This is a genomic window from Methylobacterium sp. TK26 (assembly GCF_055361565.1).
Map to the genome: position 1 here is coordinate 1,409,064 of NZ_CM143965.1, position 15,965 is coordinate 1,425,028.

Genomic DNA, 15,965 nt, shown 5'->3' on the forward strand with positions numbered 1-15,965 from the left:
CTACGCCTCAGCCCGGCGCGACCACGCGGCCGTCAAGGTCAGGGTCACATCGAGGACGGAGGCCCCGGCCGCATCGCGGACGGCGACCGCGATCGTATGCCGGTCGTGGAGGACGGCCTCTTCCGCCGCGATGCCCGTGAGCGTCCGCACGGCGATGGCCCGGACCTCGTCGAGGTCGCGGCATTCCGCGCCCGTATCGTCCCTGTGCAGGCCGCCATTCTCGATTTCGAAGAAGTAGCGGGCCAAGGCGACGGTCTCGGGGCGTGATGGTCCGGGCCAACCGGGCATGACCGGAATGGTTGCAGGTCGGCCGGGGCCATTCACACGGCCGGTTGCACCGGCGACAGCAGGGCAGGGTCGGTGAGGCAGGCGTCGGCGCCCCACAGGCCGGGCTCCGCTCCGCCCCGGGCGACGAGGGCGCCTCCGACGACGACGCGCAAGGCGGGATTGCGCGAAGCCCGGCGGATCACCGGCATCGCCCGCCGCAGGGCGGGCGAATGGGCGTCGCTGGCCAGGGAGAGGCCGAGGACGTCGTACCAGCCCGTGGCGAGCGCCGCCGCGAGGGCCGCCAGGGGATCGCGGCCGGTTCCCGCGACCATCGTCGTCGTCCAGCCCGCATCGCGGAGCAGCCCGGCGACGTGGCAGAGGCCGTAGGTGTGGGTTTCCCCCGGCGCCCCGGCGAGGAGGATGCTGCTGCCGGGCCGTGCTCCGCCGCGCCCGACCTGGGGCCCGATCGCATCCCGCAGGACGGACTGGAGTCGGCCCATCGCCTCCGTCACGTCGAGGAAGTCACAGAGGTCCTCCTCCCACATCACGCCAAGATCGCGCGCCACCGGAGCCAGCATCTCCGCGGCGAGGACGGGCCAAGGGGTCCCGCGCAGCGTCTGCCGCGTGACCTCCGCCCGGAAACGAGCGGGATCATCGAGCAGGAGCCTCGCCAGCTTGCGGGAATCCTGATCGGCTACCTGGAGCTGTTCGCGATGGAGGCCGCGCAGCGTCGGCAGGATATCGCGGTCCATGAGGCCCGAGAGGATCGTCCTCGATCGGCCGGGAACGGGACGGTTCACCCATTCCTGCGATTCTTCCGGAACTCTGCATACTCTTGCTACGCCATGTCTAGATGACAATCCTTGTCTCCGGCTATCATCTGCTAAAACTGGCGTATGAATCGGAGATATTAGTGCCGGATCCTGGGATTAGGCGCATTGATAAAAATCAAGCGCCCCTCATGCGGGTGCGGATGGCCTGGCGGTGAGCAATCAACGCATCGTCCCGGTCGGGCTGTGATCGGCCTGTCCAGCGGAACGGCACTGCGATGCTGTCCACAGCGCGTCACCCAAGCGTCACCGTCCGACTTTAATCCCTTGGCAACCGTGATTTTTGAGGTTTCCATGGCCGACGCCGCCCTTGCTCCGAGCGGAGCGGTTGGACCTTCGCCTGCGGGCAAGTCTCGACTCGACCACGGCATGCATCCGGGGGGCGTGATCGCCTTCCTGCTCGTCCTCGTGGCGGGATTGGCCTACGCGGTCGTCAGCCTGATCACCGACATGAGCGCGGTCGGCGAGGCGCCGCTTGCCTACGGCGCCTTCGCCCTGCTGGGCCTCGCCCTGCTGATCGCCCTGGGCTTCGAGTTCGTGAACGGCTTCCACGACACGGCCAACGCGGTCGCCACGGTCATCTACACCCACTCCATGCCGCCCCTCGTCGCGGTGATCTGGTCGGGGACGTTCAACTTCCTCGGCGTGATGCTTTCCTCGGGCGCGGTGGCCTACGCCATCGTCACGCTCCTTCCGGTGGAGTTGATCCTCCAGGTCGGCTCGGGGGCGGGCTACGCGATGATCTTCGCCCTGCTCCTCGCGGCGATCATCTGGAACCTCGGCACCTGGACCCTCGGCCTGCCGAACTCCTCGTCCCACGCGCTGATCGGCTCGGTGCTCGGTGTCGGCCTCGCCAACCAGCTCATGGGCGGGCAGGACGGCACCTCCGGCGTCGATTGGAACCAAGCGTTCGGGGTGTTCAAGGCGCTCGCCTTCAGCCCGGTCTGCGGCTTCGTGCTGGCCGCACTGCTGCTGCTGGCCCTGAAGTTCACGGTGCGGCGCAAGGACCTCTACGAGGCGCCCAAGGGCGATGCCCCGCCGCCCCTGTGGATCCGCAGCTTGCTGATCCTGACCTGCACGCTGGTCTCCTTCTTCCACGGCGGCAACGACGGGCAGAAGGGCATGGGCCTCATCATGCTGATCCTGATCGGCGCCGCCCCGACCGCCTACGCCCTGAACCGCACCATGACCGCCGACGCCACGCCGGCCTTCGTGCAATCCTCGCAGGCCGCGAGCGGCGTCTTCGCGCCACGGGCGAACGGCGCGGCCCAGCCGGATCCGGCCCAAGCCCGCAAGGTCGTCAGCGACGCCCTGAAGGCCAAGGAACTGGACACACCGCCGGTCTACGCGGCGCTGGCCGCCCTCTCCACCGACATCGCCAAGGCCGTGCAGGGCTACGGCTCGATCCGGCAGGTCCCGGCGGCGGCGACCTCCAACATCCGCAACGACATGTACCTCGCCTCGGACGCGATCCGCCTGCTGCCGAAGACCGGCGCCAGCTTCTCGGAGGCCGAGACCAAGACCCTCAAGGGCTACACCGACCTCCTCAACGCCGGGACGCGCTACATCCCCGATTGGGTGAAGGTCTGCGTCGCCCTGGCGCTGGGCCTCGGCACGATGGTCGGCTGGAAGCGCATCGTCGTCACCGTCGGCGAGCGGATCGGCAAGACCCACCTCACCTACGCGCAGGGCGCGTCCGCCGAGATCGTCGCGGCGGGCACGATCGGGCTCGCCGAGCTCTACGGCCTGCCGGTCTCCACCACGCACATCCTGTCCTCCGGCGTCGCGGGGACGATGGCCGCCAACGGCTCCGGATTGCAGGTCGCCACCGTGCGCAACATGGCGCTCGCCTGGGTGACGACGCTGCCGGCCGCCATCCTCATCGCCGGCACGCTGTTCTTCATCCTCCGCCACGTCTTTTGACGGTCATGGAGGCCCTGGCCGGCGCGGCTCCCCGCCGCCTCTGCGACGAGCCGCCCCTGCCGGGGCTGCTCTGGGCGATGCGGTTCGATGACACCGGACGGGGGCATCCCGTGGACAGCGAGGCGCCGCCGCTCCATCCGGGAGGCTTCGGCGAAGGCTTCACCTGGCTGCACTTCAACCTGAACGACGCGCGCCTGCCGGCCCTGGTCGCGGAGGGGCGCCTCGGCCCGCCGCATCTCGCGGCGGCTTCCTTCGCGAGCGATCCGCACCAGCGCATCGTCGTCGAGGCGGGTCACATCGGCGGCGTGGTCGCCGATCTCGTCCGCGAGGCCGGCGAGGGCCGCACCGTCGATGCGGGCGGGCGGCTGCACTTCGTGATGGGGCCTCGGCTCCTCGCCAGCGGCCGCCGCCATCCCGTGCTCGGTCCGGATCTCGCCCGGGACGCGGCGGCCCAGGGGCATTGCATCCTCGCGCCGGTCCACCTGTTGGAGGGGATCGTCGATCACGTCATCACCGCCATGGTCGGGACGGGCAGCCGCCTGGCGGACGAACTCGATGAGATCGAGGATCACATCCTCGACGAGCGCGTGCGCGGCGAGCGCCGCAGGCTCGGGCCGATCCGGCGGGATGCCGTGCGGCTTCACCGGCAATTGCTCGGCCTGCGGGCCGTCTTCCACCGCCTCGAAACCGCCGACGAAGACGTTCCGCCCGCCGCGACCGCTGCGGCCGCGCGGATCGCGCAACGCCTCGATGCCCTCGACCGGGACATGATGATGCTGGCCGACCGCAGCCGTCTGATGCAGGAGGAACTGTCCTCCTACCTTGCGCAGGCCTCGAACCGGCAGCTCTACACCCTGTCGGTGATGACCGCCCTGTTCCTGCCCCCGACCCTCGTGACGGGCCTGTTCGGCATGAACACCAAGAGCCTGCCGCTCACCGAAGCCGAGGGGGGCTCCTTCGTGGCGATGGCCTTCGCCGCCCTCTCCGCGCTCGCGGCCTTCGGCGTGATCCGCGGCCTCGGCATCCGCCCCCCGCGGGACTGAACCGCCCGCTCAGTAGCGGGTGATGAAGCGCAGGCCCAACACCGTGGCGTTGCGGACCCGCTTGCCGTCCGCATCGCGCGGGTTGGCGATCCCGCCGCCCGGATGGACGACATATTGAACGATCGGCTGCAGGGCGATGCCGGGGGCGAGCACGGCCTGATAGGTCGCCTCCACCAGCGTCTCGGCGCTGCGGCGGGGGGTGGGTGCATCACCCAGCACCGCGGCGATCGTATCGAGGCGCCGTGCGGCGCGGGAGATCCGGGTGAGGCCGACGGCGAGGCCCAGCGTGTCGTCGGAACGGCCGGGGAACAGGCCGCGATAGGCGAGTCCGGCGTCGAGATAGAGATCCACGAGGTTGCGGTCGCCGGGGGAGGCGGAGGCGCGCAGGAAGACGCTGGCGCCGTCGTTGGGATCGTCCGGCTCCTGGTAGACCGTCTGGTCGATCAGCCCATAGAGACCGGAATCCCCCGAGACCCGTCGAGAGAGGCCGCTCGCCGGATCGGGGGTGAGGGCCTCGACGCGGCCGAACCGGTGCCAGCCTCCGAGCGTCACGGTGCCCGGCCGGCCCTGGGCACCGGGGCGGGTGTTGTAGGCGTAGGAGACCTCCCCGATGACGAGCGGCGGATCGGAGACGGGGAAGCGGAGGCCGCTCGGGTTGCGGCGCTGCGGGTCGATCCCCGAGCGCGGATCGCCGCCGCCCGGCGTGCCGTCGATCAGGCTCGCCTGGAAGGACAGTTCCGGCGTCGGCACGTATTTCAGGCGCACGGTCGGCGCGGATAGGGGATAGGACGGGCCGCCATCCACCATGTTCGCCGCAAAGATCTCCGGCCAGCCGAACGTGCCGTTGCCGAACAGGATGCTGGTCTGGCTCACCATGTACTCGGTGTCGGCGGAGAGCTGGCCGACCCGGAGGAACAAAGTGTCGTCGAACAGGCTCTGCTCCAGCCAGATCTCCGACAGGCGCGAGGCGGGCAGGGCCTCGATCTCGCTGGCGGTCATGAGGTTGCCGACCCGGCTACGCGAGGTCCCGCTCCCCTGGATCTGGTAGAGCGTGGCGTGGGCCGTGGCCCCCTTCCAGCCGGCGACGGTGTCGAGATCGACATCGACGTCGAGATCGAGGAGCGTCAGGCCGGTGGGACCCCGCCGCAGGCCGCCGCGCACGTTGCGGTAGGTCTCGGCCACCGCGATCAGCCCGAAGGTGATCCCGTGCCGCTCGAGGAAGGCGCGATAGCCGCCGGGGTCGCCCGCCGGACCCAGGAGCGGCTGGAACGAGGTCGTCACCTCCGCCGCGCGTCCCACCGAAAAGACCGGCTGGGCCACCGATGTCTGCGGATCGCCGCCCGCGCCGGTCGGCGCGCCGATGGCGATGCCCTCGGCAGCGACCCGGGCGGCCTCGGTCTGCGCTGCGGCGGGGCCGGACTGAAGCCACAGGCCGAACGCGGCCAGGAAACAGAGGATGATGCGGGACGCGGAACGCACCTCGAATCTCCGGCCTGGATGGGACGGGCGAGCAACGCCACAGCTTCATCACCGTTCGACGACAGGACAAGCAGGCCGCGTGCCTCGCCGACACCGCCGGCCGGGCGGCCTGTCACCTGGAGCAGGGGCTGGTGACGTCAGTCGGCATTCCAGAGCACTTGCACCGCCAGCCCCCCAGCGGGAGCGACGCCAAACTCCATCCGCGCGCCCGCCGCCTCTGCCACGTCGCGGGCGATGGCCAACCCGAATCCGGTGCCCGGACGGCTTTCGTCCCAGCGTACCCCGCGCCCCAACCCCGCCAGCGCCGTCTGGCTCATCCCCGGTCCGTCGTCGCTGACGGACAGGCAGCCGCGTGACCCGTCCCCCGTGCCGGTCACCCGAACGCGCCGATGGGCCCATTTCCGGGCGTTGTCGAGGAGGTTGCCCAACACCTCCATCAACTCACCCTCGTCGCCCGGATAGATCAGCTCGGCCGGGATCGCGACATCCCAACTCAGCGAGCCCCCCTCGGGCAGTCGCCGCATCGTCGCGATCAGCCGCTCGGCGACGGGCGCCGCCGCACAGACCCGTTTCTGCAGATTCGCCCGCTCCGTCAGGCGGGCGCGGGCCAGGGCGCGCTCGACCTGCCCGTTCATCGCCCGCGTCTGCTCGGCGATCTCCTCCGCCAGCACCGGCTCCGCGGCGGAGAGGCGGCGCTTGACGGCGTCGAGCACGGCCAGCGGCGTCTTCAGCCCGTGCGCCATGTCCGCCGCACCGGCGCGGGCGCGCACGAGGGCCCGCTCCTGGGCGTCGAGCAACCGGTTGAGATCGGACACCAGCGGGCGCACCTCGTCGGGAAAGGCCTCGGGCAGCCGCTCCCGCGTCCCGGCATGGATCGCCGCGAGGTCGGCCCGGAGGGCGCGGAACGGCGCGAGCGCCCGATGCACGAACACCGCCATCGCCAAAGTGAGGGCCCCGAACAGAGCCGCGAGCGAGGGCACCAGCAGGCGCAGGAACGTCGCCCGGCTCGCGGCCAGGCCACGCCGATCCTCGGCCACGGCGACCCGCAGGCGCGTCGCCGTCCCGCCGGCTCCGCCGATCTCGATGGACCGCGAGAGGGCGATCAGCCGCCCTCCGTCCGGACCCGTCGCGTCCGAGACCGTCGGTGCATCCCCGCCGCGATCGTCGGGCAAGTCGAGCTGCTTGTCCCAGAGGGAGCGCGAGCGGAGCAGCTTCCGGTCCGGGGCCTCGATCTGCCAGTAGAGACCGCCATAGGGCGTCGCGAACCGGGGATCGGGGGGCTCGCGCGACAGGGTGGGGGCGCCGTCCGGTGCCAGCCCGACACGCCCTATAAGGAGCTTGGCCGCGCGGTCGAGTTCGTCGGCGGTGCGCGCATCCAGCACGCGGTCGAAGATGATCGTCAGGCCGAAACCCGCCAGCACCAGGGCGAGGCCGATCAACGCGGCGGCGGCGAGCCCGAGCCGCAGGCGCAGGGAATTCCCCCTCACGGTGCCGGCGCCTTCGGGTGATCCGCAGGCACGAGGTACCCCTGGCTGCGCCGGGTTTCGACCACCCCGGAACCGAGCTTGCGCCGCAGGCGCGTCAGCAGGGCTTCGAGGGCGTTGGCTTCGCGGTCGCTGCCCACCCCGTGCAGGTGGTCGAGGAGTTCGCCGGCCGGCACCACCTGTCCCTGGCGGTGCATTAGGAAGCTGAGCAGGCGGTACTCCAGGGCGGTCAGGTCGATCTCGCGGCCGGCGACGCTGACGGCGCGGGTCCGGGTATCGAGTTCGACGGCATGGGCGCGGAGGACCGGCGAGGCATGGCCTGCGGTGCGCCGCAGGATGGCGCGCAGGCGCGCCGTCAGCTCCTCCATCCGGAAGGGCTTGGCGAGGTAATCGTCCGCGCCCGCATCGATACCCTCGACGCGCTCGCGCCAGCCGTCGCGGGCCGTGAGGATCAGGACGGGGATCGCCACGTCGGCCGCGCGCAGGCGGCGCAGGACGCCCAGGCCGTCGAGCCGGGGCAGGCCGAGATCGAGCACCATCGCATCGTAGATCTCCGTGTCGGCGCGGAACCACGCGGCCTCGCCGTCGGCGACCACGTCGGCGACATACCCGGCCCGTTCCAGGCCGTCCTTCACGTCCGCAGCGATGCGGGGCTCGTCCTCGACGATCAGCACCCGCACCGGACGGACTCCCCTGTGAAGTCAGGCATCGTCGTCCTCGTCGAGGATCTTGAGGGTGCGGGCATCGACCTTGACGGTGCGGCGTTTGCCGTCCGCGTCCAGGATGCGCAGCTTGTAAAGCCAGCGCCCGTCGTGGCGCTTCAGGTCCACGGAAACGACATCGCCGGGCACGGCTGTCCGGGCGGCCCGCAGAACCTCTTCGAGGGGCCGGATCTCGCCGCGTTCGAGGGCCCCCCGGGCCCGGTCGGCATCGTCGTCCGCGCGCGTCGGAGCGGCCCCGGCGAAGCCGGAGCACAGGATGGCGACAAGGAGGCTTCGGCGGTTGGTCATGGGTCCAGGCGCTTTGGGACACTGAACCTGACGGGAGGCTGACAGGATCCGTCAGGGTGGTGGGGGCAGCATCCGGCAGAACGCTCCGCAGAAACCTCGCTTGCGGAACTGACCGGCCATGTCCCTCATCCTCGGTATCCTCCTCACCGCCGCCGCCGCGGTCGCCGGCACCCTCCTGTGCCCGTCGCCGCCGCCTTCCTCCTCGAACCGCAACCGGGTTCCCGGCCTCGCGCTGGCCCTGGCCGCCACCCTCGCCCTCGCCGGCAGGCCGGCGGAAGCCGGGGATCTGCTTCAGGGACGCGCCACGGTCGTCGATGGATCGACCCTCGTGGTCGGGGGCGTTTCCGTGACGCTACGCGGGATCGTCGCGCCGGCAACGGAGACGACCTGTTGGGATGCCCACGAGGCCCCCTACACCTGCGGACGCCGAGCCGCCGCCGAACTGACCGCGCATATCGGAACGGAAGGGCTGACCTGCGAGCGGTCGGGGCACCCGGACGATCGATCGGCCGTGGCGGTCTGCCGGATGGGGGCCGAAGACCTCGGCGATTGGATGATCGCCCGTGGCTACGCGATCCCCACCAGCGACGCGCCCGCGTCTTACAGGAAGGCGGCCGATCGCGCCTGGGGACAGCGTGTCGGCCTGTGGGCCGGAATCTTCGAGGATCCGACGAACTGGCGGCAGGCTGCCCGATAGGACCGTACAGCCCTTCCGCCGATGTCAAGTCGAGCCGCAATGGACGCTGGGGCGGATCAAGCAAGGTCGCGTGAATGATCCGCATCGAGAAAGTATAATTCACAGATTCAGCGATATGTGCTCGGCTACACTTAACCCGTCGGCAACGCGTGGTTGTGCTCTTAGGCGCTATCATCTCTCAGTTGCTTACGGACACCCCATGCGCCTCACCCTTGGCCACAAGCTGACCGGCGTCGTGGGCCTGCTCGGCCTCGTCGCCATCGGCATCTCGGCCTTCGCCCTCCGCCAGGCCGAGGGCGAGAGGCGGCAGGCCGTCGCCACCGAGGCCACCTGGAACGCCAGCCTTCAGGCCAAGACGCTGGCGCAGGCGATCGAGCACGCCGTCGTCCAGGCCACCGCCATCTACATCGCCACCGACATCGACGAGGCCAAGACACGGCTCTCCGCGCTTCAGGAGGCCCTGACCGCGGTCGAGCAGGCCCGTGGGCCCTTCCTCGCGGCCATGAACGAGCAAGTGTCGGCCGAGCGGAAGCGCAAGCTCGACCTCGCCGTGAAGGAGTTCATCGCCTACCAGACCGACACCGCCGAGATGGGGCTCACCCTGTCGCCCAAAGCCGCCCTGATCCAGGCCACGGACGAGGCCACGGTGAAGAATCGCGAGCGCATGGTGGCCGAGATCGGCACGCTCGGGCGCGAGACCCTGGCCCGTCTGGACGCCCAGCGCGCCGCAGCCGAGGAGGCCCGCCGCTGGACGACCCTGATGCTGCTCGCCGTGCCGGCCGTGGCGCTGATCCTCGGCCTCCTCGCCGCATTCTGGATCATCTCCACGCAGGTTCGGCGCCCCCTCCATCGCCTCCGGGCGACGATGCTGGCGCTGGGCGCCGGCAGGCTCGATGAGTGCGTGCCGTTCACCGGGCGGCGCGACGAGATCGGCGAGATGGCCCGGGCCATCGAAGGGTTCCGCGCCTCCCTGATCGAGAAGCAAGTGCTCGATGCCGACGCCGTGGCCCGCTCCGGCCGGGACGCGTTCAGGGCGGATGCCCTGGCCCAGGCGACGCGTGCCTTCGAGGTCGAGACCGGACGGACCCTTGCCGACCTCGCCGGCGCGGCCGAGACGATGCAGGGCGCGGCCGACACGGTGTCCGCCACCGCGCGGCGGACGACCGAGGAAGCCGGCAGGGCCACCCTCGCCTCCGGTCAATCCGTCGAGGTCGTCAACAGCATCGCCGGAGCCGCCGAGGAACTGTCCAGCGCGGCCCGGGCGATCGAGGAGCAGGTCCGCTATACCAGCGACATCGCGGGCACCGCCCTCTCGGATGCACAGGCCCTCGAAGGGACGGTGGCCGGACTGGCGAGGGCGGCCATGGAGATCGAGGCCGTGGTCTCCCTCATCCGCAGCGTCGCGGAGCAGACCAACCTCCTCGCCCTGAACGCGACGATCGAGGCGGCGCGGGCCGGATCGGCCGGCAAGGGGTTCGCCGTCGTCGCCGCCGAGGTCAAGGCGCTCGCGGGGCAGACCGCCTCGGCGACGGATCGCATCACCGCGCAGGTGGCGGCGATCCAGGCCGCCGCCGACGGGACGGTCGAGGGCATCGGGGCGATCGGGCAGACCATCGCGAAGATGAGCGACGCCGCCTCCACCGTGGCCGCCGCCGCCGAGCAGCAGGGCCAAGCCAGCCAGGAAATCGCCCAGGCGATCGCGAACGCGGCGGTCGAGGCCCGCACAATCTCGGGCAGCATCGCCAGCGTTCGCGAGGCGGCAGCCTCGAACGAGACGCAGGCCGGGACGGTGTGGGATGGGGCCAATCACGTCGCGGCCAGCGCAAACACCATGCAGGCCGCGATCGAGACTTTTCTCCACCGCGTCCATGCGGCGTGAGGCGGTGCGGGGGGGCGTCGGCGGCGCGGCGCCCCTGCCGGATCGGGGCGAGACGGTCAGATCATCTCACCCCGACGCGGATCAGGCCTTGCCGGTGATCTTGTCGGCGACGTGCTTGGCGCCGTCCTTGACGTCGCCGGTCGTCTTCTGGGCGTCGCCCTTGAGTTCCTGGGCCTTGCCTTCGGCCTTGAGCTTGTCGTTGCTGGTCGCGTTGCCGATGCCCTGCTTCACGTTGCCGACGGCCTCGTTGGCGAGGCCCTTGATCTTGTCGGTGGTGCTGCTCATGGCGGTTCTCCATACCTGGGACCGGGACCGGTCGAGGTGCGCAGGAACGGCGGGGGGATCGCTCTCGTTCCGGCGGCGGCATCACGGGCTCGCGAGATGCCGCGACTGACCGTCAGGGCGTTCGGCACTCCATCGCATCGGACGCCTCGATCACGCTCAGTGCCCTGCGACGGACCTCCAGGGACACGCGCGGACTATCCGAGACCACGGAGGCTTCCCGCTTGAGCGTGGCGTCACAGGCGCATGAACTGTACCCGGCCGCGTCGTAGCAGGCATCGTGGTGCATGCAGGCGGCGTCGAGGTCGTCCGTCGGCGGCAATCCCTCGCCCCGCTGGCCCTTCCCGCAATAATTGCCGTGGAACAGTTCCTTCCCGGCGATGACCCGACCGAGGTCGCCCTTCGGCGGCGTGGGCGCCTCCGCGCTGCCGCCGGGGTTGAGTTCGTTCGCCGGCCCGCCGGCCCTGGAGCCGGAGGCGCGCAGGGCCTTCGGGATGCCGGAGTCTTCGCCGGGTTCGTTGAGGGCCTCGCCCGCCCGTCCGTTCGGGTCCGAGATGTCGGGCAGCGGGGGCGGGGGGCCCGGGCGGGGCTCCTCCACCTCGACGGTCGCGGCGGGCGCCTCCTGGATGGCCTGCGCCAGGGAAGGATGCGGACAGGCCAGGACCAGCATACCCAGCGTTGCGAGAGCGAACGGTCTCAAGGGCAGCCCCCGATTCAGAGGCCCCTAAACTCGAAGCTGGGCTTTCGCGTTCCTGATCCCTCCCGCCACGGTTACCGGGAACCTGGGGCCGAGGGGCGCCGTCGGAAAAGCCCCCGCAGGATTCGGAACGGCAGTAACACGAGCTTCAGAACGGCCCGGACGAGCAGGACCGCCAGCACTGCGAGGATGGCCAGCGCCGTGTTGAGCATCGGGGCGTTCCCTGCCGGGGTTGATCGCCCGAGGTGGACCTGGACCGACGGCAACGCCCTCTACGCCACGAACACGGCGATACGGAGGACGATCGGTCGACCTTCTCGACGCGGCCGCCATCGGCATGCGGGGGATGCCATCGCCCGATGACCCATCGACAGAGCGAAGGAACGGTCAAGCATGCGACAGGTGAAGGTCAGGCTGATCGAGCCGGGATTGCGAACCCGGCGGACGCGCCTGGAAATCCCCGGCTGGGCCGGCCGTCCCGAGCCACGCGTGGACGGCTTGAGCAGGTCGGCGTAGCTCCCTGCGTGCACGGCCGCCTCCAGCCCGGTCGGGGCGGGCATCGCGGCCTGCGCCGGATCGGCGACTGCGAGCAGGCTGACGGCCCCAATCAGGCCAGCGACTGTCTTGCTCCATCGACGGGATCTATCCTTGAACGGCGCATCCCGTCCCCGAAAAAGCGCGGACGGAAGCGCCGCCGGAAACACTACCCGCCGGAAAGCCGTTCCGGTTCAAGCGTGGCTGGTCAATCTCATCTCCGGTATGATCTGCGGAGTGCTTCGCGATATTTAGGACGGCGGGTGCGATATCCAGAATGAAACGGATTTTAGTTGAATTCCAGGCATCCGCGTTCCTTGCATGAGGCGGAAGAGTCAGCGGCTCCGATGCAACGGTGTCATGCCGGGCATGGCGCTGACGGCCGAGGAGTGGGACGTGGCCGGTCGATGGCGCTGGGCTGTGCTGATCCAACTGGCGGCCATGCCCGCAGCCGGGGCCCAGCAACCCGCCGCATCGCCGGACGCACCGCCGACCTTCATCGAGCCGACCGACGCCGCCCACCTGCACTGCTCCGGCGCCTGCCTGAAGTCCGGTGCCCTGCAATGGTTCTGCCGACCGGACCAGACCTGCTCGCTGGATTGCGGGACGGCCCCGCCGAAGATGCACTGCCACGACCCGAGGCGGTGATCGCACGGCCTTGCCGACCAAGCTCCCGGTGCCGGCCGTGACGGCCATGGCCAGCACGCCCCAGAAGGTCACGCGCGCCGTGGCCCACGCGATGGGCGCGCCGCCCACCTTGGCGCTGAGCGCCCCGAGCACGGCCAGGAAGACCAGAGAGGCCCCGGACACCGTGTTGACGGCGAGGTTTCCCGGCGACCTGCAGGGCGAGGGTGCCCCGATCATCGGTCGATCCGTCCCGCCTTCATGATAGGGGGCCTCCCTGGCCCGGAACGCAACCGAGGGCTCGACAGCAGATAGGGTACCCCCCTATACATTCAGCGGAAGGATGAACCGTCCGATGGCCCATACGATCAAGGACAAGACCAAGCTCCTGGCGCGGGTGCGCCGGATCAAGGGACAGGCGGAAGCCGTCGAGCGCGCCTTGGAGGCGGAGATCGGCTGCTCCGACGTCCTGATGCTGGTCGCCTCGATGCGCGGGGCCATCAACGGCCTGACCGCCGAACTGATGGAAGACCACATCCGCCACCACGTCGTGAACCCGGACGCCGAACCGGACGCCGAGCGCGCCCGGGGAGCCGCCGAGTTGATCGAGGTGGTGCGGACCTACCTCAAATAACGCAGGCCGCACCCATGACCTCACTGCCCGACCTGCTCCGGGAGGGGACCGCGCACGCGTGGCTTTTCGTGCCGACCGCCATCCTCCTCGGTGCCCTCCACGGCATGGAGCCCGGCCACTCCAAGACGATGATGGCCGCCTTCATCATCGCCGTGCGGGGGACCGTGAAACAGGCGGTCCTGCTCGGGCTCGCGGCCACGCTCTCGCACACGGCGGTGGTGTGGGTCGTCGCCCTGGGCGGCCAGTACCTCGGGCAGGAATGGGGGACGGAGGCGACGGAACCGTACTTCCAGCTCGCCTCCGCAGTGATCATCGTCGGCATCGCCCTCTGGATGGCATGGCGGACGTGGCGCGAGCAGCACCACAAGCACGATCATGACCACCATCAGCACGACGAGGCGCGCCGCATCGCGACGCGGGACGGGACCCTAACGCTGGACGTGTTCGAGGACGGCGTTCCGCCCCGTTGGCGCGTGCGCGGCGAGCGCGGACCGCTGCCGGCCGCCTCGGCGCTGACCGTGGAGACCCTGCGCCCGGACGGCGCCCGGCAGACCTTCGGGTTCGCGCGCAACGGCGACCATCTGGAAAGCCTCGACGAGATCCCGGAGCCGCATGCCTTCACGGCGAGGCTTTGCATCGACGCCCCGGGCGGGACGGAATCGCACGAGATCGCGTTCGAGGAGCACGACCACGCTCATATGAACCTTGGCGATGAGGACGACGCGCATGCCCGCGCCCATGCCGCCGATATCCGGCGACGCTTCGCAGGCCGCAGCGTCACCACGGGCCAGATCGTCATGTTCGGCCTGACCGGCGGGCTCATCCCGTGCCCGGCCGCGATCACCGTGCTGCTGCTCTGCATCCAGCTGAAGCAGCTGAGCCTCGGCTTCGCACTGGTGGTGTGCTTCAGCATCGGCCTCGCGCTGACGATGGTCTCGGCGGGCGTGCTGGCGGCCCTTAGCGTCAAGCACGTCGCCTCCCGCTGGTCTGGGTTCGGCGCCTTCGCCCGGCGGGCCCCCTATGCCTCGGCCGCGCTGATCGTGGTGGTCGGCGTCTATACCGGCTGGCTGGGCTGGCAGGGCATCGACCGGCAACGGGCCGATCATGCCGCCGGTGCGGCCCCGTTTCGGCAAGGCTGAGCGCCGGCCCCCGGCGATGGGTCCGACACTGGGGTCGCGGCACCGGACGGACTGGTGAGGAGGACAACGGACCCCACGGAACGGGCATCGAAGCTGAGCCGTTCCCCGATCCCGGCCGAGATCAAATCCAATTTCCCGCCGGCCATAACGATGTGAGGACGCTCTTGAGGAAGTCTCTGTTCGCCGCCGCCATCCTGGCGACCCTGGGTGCCGCCTCGGTCGCCCCCGCATCTGCCGCCCCGGGCATGGTCGGCGCGGTCGAGGCACCGACCGCCGTGACCGAGGTTCGGATGGACGGCATGCACGGCCATCGCGGCCATCACATGATGGGCCACCGTCACAGGCGCGGTCACATGATGCGCCACCATCGCGGCCACCACATGATGGGCCGTCACCACATGCGCGGCCACATGATGGGCCACCACCGCGGTCATCGCATGTGATCTTCGTACCGCCGGGACGCACGAACCCGGCGGCGAGGTCCGGAAAGGGTGGGACGCCCATGCGTCCCACCCTGAGAAGGCTAGCGGCGCGCTTCGAGGGAGGCCACGGCGTCGCCGTTCCAGACGATGCCGAACCCGGCCTGTTCGACGGCCTCCGTCACGACGGCCTTCCAGTCCTCGAGCGGGCGGTCCGCGGCCCTGGCGAAGACGAGCTCGCAGATCCGGGTGACGCTCCCGACCGAGGCGGCGCCCCGCTCTTCCCAATGCCGGTTCAGGGGCACCAGGGCGGCATCGTAGAGATGCGCCCGTTCGTCCATGGCCAGGAGGTCGAGGCGCATGTCCTCAATTTCGGCGGGACCGATCATCTCACGCTTCCTTCGTGCTTGTGCTAGCCGGTCCGCGCGCGAGCCGCCCGGCGAACGAGACGCTACGGGAGGGCGCCGATCATGCCCTTGGCCACGGTCATGGTGTTCTCGCAGGCCCTTTGGTCGCCCCGGCTATCCTCCGCGACCGCCCGGGCGATCAGGGTCCGTGCGGCAGCGACGTGGACGGCAGTGGAGACCGTATCGGGGTCGCTCGGCGCGTCCAGGCGGACCGTGGTCACGCCGCGGGGCGAGCCCGTCCGCAGGGTATGCCCCGCCTGCAGGCCTGTGACCTGGACGGCGCCCGCGCTGTCGAGGCGGCGTTCGATGGTTCCGATCTGCTCGGCGCAGGAGGATGCCATGGCGGGGATCGGAAGGGCGGCGAGCCCCAGGGCGGCCAGACTCATTGCGAGGCGCATCGTGTCGCTTTCGGAGGATGGCAGCGCCGCGGCCCCGTCCGACGAACGGGCGACCCGGTGCCGTCCCTCACGCGGCGATGCGAGGGTAGCAATCAGACAACAGCTGGCTGCCGCGAATGTTGCATTGCAACAAATCATGGGTTGGGGAGTGACCGGGCGAGGATTTTGGCCACGGCGCGAGCCAGTGTCTGCTGCTTCACTGCAGTTGGGGTTCGAGGC

Annotated in this window: 18 protein-coding genes and 1 pseudogene; 8 read left to right on the plus strand and 11 right to left on the minus strand. The window is 70.3% G+C overall.

What is annotated here, in order from left to right; all coding sequences use genetic code 11:
* Positions 1–246 carry a DUF6894 family protein gene (locus ACXJ1Y_RS06925; protein WP_463849368.1) on the minus strand — a complete coding sequence of 82 codons (246 nt, stop codon included), beginning with the start codon at positions 244–246 and terminating at the stop codon, positions 1–3.
* Between the two features lie 74 nt (positions 247–320).
* Positions 321–1,019, minus strand: coding sequence for a cobalamin B12-binding domain-containing protein (locus tag ACXJ1Y_RS06930; protein ID WP_463849369.1), 699 nt, complete (start codon positions 1,017–1,019; stop codon positions 321–323).
* Between the two features lie 372 nt (positions 1,020–1,391).
* Between ACXJ1Y_RS06930 and ACXJ1Y_RS06935 the strand changes: the two genes are divergently transcribed.
* Both ACXJ1Y_RS06935 and ACXJ1Y_RS06940 read left to right on the plus strand, forming a co-directional pair.
* Positions 1,392–3,020 (plus strand): inorganic phosphate transporter, encoded by a 1,629-nt coding sequence (locus ACXJ1Y_RS06935; RefSeq protein WP_463849370.1) that lies wholly within the window; start codon positions 1,392–1,394, stop codon positions 3,018–3,020.
* Between the two features lie 5 nt (positions 3,021–3,025).
* The gene (locus ACXJ1Y_RS06940; RefSeq protein ID WP_463849371.1) at positions 3,026–4,063 is read left to right on the plus strand and encodes a CorA family divalent cation transporter; all 1,038 of its coding nucleotides are present in this window, start codon (positions 3,026–3,028) and stop codon (positions 4,061–4,063) included.
* Between the two features lie 9 nt (positions 4,064–4,072).
* On the opposite strand, the gene ACXJ1Y_RS06945 is transcribed toward ACXJ1Y_RS06940, so the two are convergent.
* The 4 genes from ACXJ1Y_RS06945 to ACXJ1Y_RS06960 all read right to left on the minus strand — a co-directional run bounded on the left by ACXJ1Y_RS06945 (position 4,073) and on the right by ACXJ1Y_RS06960 (position 8,036).
* The gene (locus ACXJ1Y_RS06945; protein ID WP_463849372.1) at positions 4,073–5,542 is read right to left on the minus strand and encodes a carbohydrate porin; all 1,470 of its coding nucleotides are present in this window, start codon (positions 5,540–5,542) and stop codon (positions 4,073–4,075) included.
* A gap of 137 nt (positions 5,543–5,679) precedes the next feature.
* Positions 5,680–7,029 carry an ATP-binding protein gene (locus tag ACXJ1Y_RS06950; protein WP_463849373.1) on the minus strand — a complete coding sequence of 450 codons (1,350 nt, stop codon included), beginning with the start codon at positions 7,027–7,029 and terminating at the stop codon, positions 5,680–5,682.
* On the minus strand, positions 7,026–7,706 hold the full coding sequence (locus ACXJ1Y_RS06955; protein ID WP_463849374.1) for a response regulator transcription factor: 681 nt from the start codon (positions 7,704–7,706) through the stop codon (positions 7,026–7,028). The genes ACXJ1Y_RS06950 and ACXJ1Y_RS06955 overlap by 4 nt, the downstream gene beginning before the upstream one ends.
* A 21-nt stretch (positions 7,707–7,727) precedes the next feature.
* A complete protein-coding gene (locus tag ACXJ1Y_RS06960; protein ID WP_463849375.1) occupies positions 7,728–8,036 on the minus strand; it encodes a PepSY domain-containing protein in 309 nt (102 codons plus the stop codon).
* A 118-nt stretch (positions 8,037–8,154) separates the two neighbouring features.
* Between ACXJ1Y_RS06960 and ACXJ1Y_RS06965 the strand changes: the two genes are divergently transcribed.
* Both ACXJ1Y_RS06965 and ACXJ1Y_RS06970 read left to right on the plus strand, forming a co-directional pair.
* Positions 8,155–8,733, plus strand: coding sequence for a thermonuclease family protein (locus tag ACXJ1Y_RS06965; RefSeq protein WP_463849376.1), 579 nt, complete (start codon positions 8,155–8,157; stop codon positions 8,731–8,733).
* Between the two features lie 199 nt (positions 8,734–8,932).
* Positions 8,933–10,612, plus strand: a complete 1,680-nt coding sequence (locus ACXJ1Y_RS06970) for a methyl-accepting chemotaxis protein (RefSeq protein ID WP_463849377.1) — start codon at positions 8,933–8,935, stop codon at positions 10,610–10,612.
* A gap of 81 nt (positions 10,613–10,693) precedes the next feature.
* On the opposite strand, the gene ACXJ1Y_RS06975 is transcribed toward ACXJ1Y_RS06970, so the two are convergent.
* Positions 10,694–10,897, minus strand: a complete 204-nt coding sequence (locus ACXJ1Y_RS06975; protein WP_463849378.1) for a CsbD family protein — start codon at positions 10,895–10,897, stop codon at positions 10,694–10,696.
* A gap of 112 nt (positions 10,898–11,009) precedes the next feature.
* Positions 11,010–11,594: a phospholipase A2 family protein gene (locus tag ACXJ1Y_RS06980; RefSeq protein ID WP_463849379.1), complete on the minus strand. Its 585-nt coding sequence runs from the start codon at positions 11,592–11,594 to the stop codon at positions 11,010–11,012.
* Between the two features lie 927 nt (positions 11,595–12,521).
* Between ACXJ1Y_RS06980 and ACXJ1Y_RS06985 the strand changes: the two genes are divergently transcribed.
* On the plus strand, positions 12,522–12,773 hold the full coding sequence (locus tag ACXJ1Y_RS06985; protein ID WP_463849380.1) for a hypothetical protein: 252 nt from the start codon (positions 12,522–12,524) through the stop codon (positions 12,771–12,773).
* A gap of 3 nt (positions 12,774–12,776) precedes the next feature.
* On the opposite strand, the pseudogene ACXJ1Y_RS06990 reads toward ACXJ1Y_RS06985, so the two are convergent.
* A pseudogene (locus ACXJ1Y_RS06990) lies at positions 12,777–12,962 on the minus strand (VIT1/CCC1 transporter family protein); the annotation flags it as partial.
* A gap of 142 nt (positions 12,963–13,104) precedes the next feature.
* Here ACXJ1Y_RS06990 and ACXJ1Y_RS06995 point away from each other — a divergent pair.
* The 3 genes from ACXJ1Y_RS06995 (at position 13,105) to ACXJ1Y_RS07005 (ending at position 14,965) form a co-directional block, all read left to right on the plus strand.
* A complete protein-coding gene (locus ACXJ1Y_RS06995) occupies positions 13,105–13,383 on the plus strand; it encodes a metal/formaldehyde-sensitive transcriptional repressor (RefSeq protein ID WP_243953542.1) in 279 nt (92 codons plus the stop codon).
* A gap of 14 nt (positions 13,384–13,397) precedes the next feature.
* Positions 13,398–14,522 carry a nickel/cobalt efflux transporter gene (locus ACXJ1Y_RS07000; RefSeq protein WP_463849381.1) on the plus strand — a complete coding sequence of 375 codons (1,125 nt, stop codon included), beginning with the start codon at positions 13,398–13,400 and terminating at the stop codon, positions 14,520–14,522.
* A gap of 164 nt (positions 14,523–14,686) precedes the next feature.
* Positions 14,687–14,965, plus strand: a complete 279-nt coding sequence (locus ACXJ1Y_RS07005) for a hypothetical protein (RefSeq protein ID WP_463849382.1) — start codon at positions 14,687–14,689, stop codon at positions 14,963–14,965.
* Positions 14,966–15,045: 80 nt separating this feature from the next.
* On the opposite strand, the gene ACXJ1Y_RS07010 is transcribed toward ACXJ1Y_RS07005, so the two are convergent.
* Together ACXJ1Y_RS07010 and ACXJ1Y_RS07015 are read right to left on the minus strand one after the other, a co-directional pair.
* Positions 15,046–15,330 carry a hypothetical protein gene (locus ACXJ1Y_RS07010; RefSeq protein ID WP_463849383.1) on the minus strand — a complete coding sequence of 95 codons (285 nt, stop codon included), beginning with the start codon at positions 15,328–15,330 and terminating at the stop codon, positions 15,046–15,048.
* 62 nt (positions 15,331–15,392) lie between these two features.
* The gene (locus ACXJ1Y_RS07015) at positions 15,393–15,734 is read right to left on the minus strand and encodes a hypothetical protein (protein WP_463849384.1); all 342 of its coding nucleotides are present in this window, start codon (positions 15,732–15,734) and stop codon (positions 15,393–15,395) included.
* Positions 15,735–15,965 lie beyond the last annotated feature (231 nt).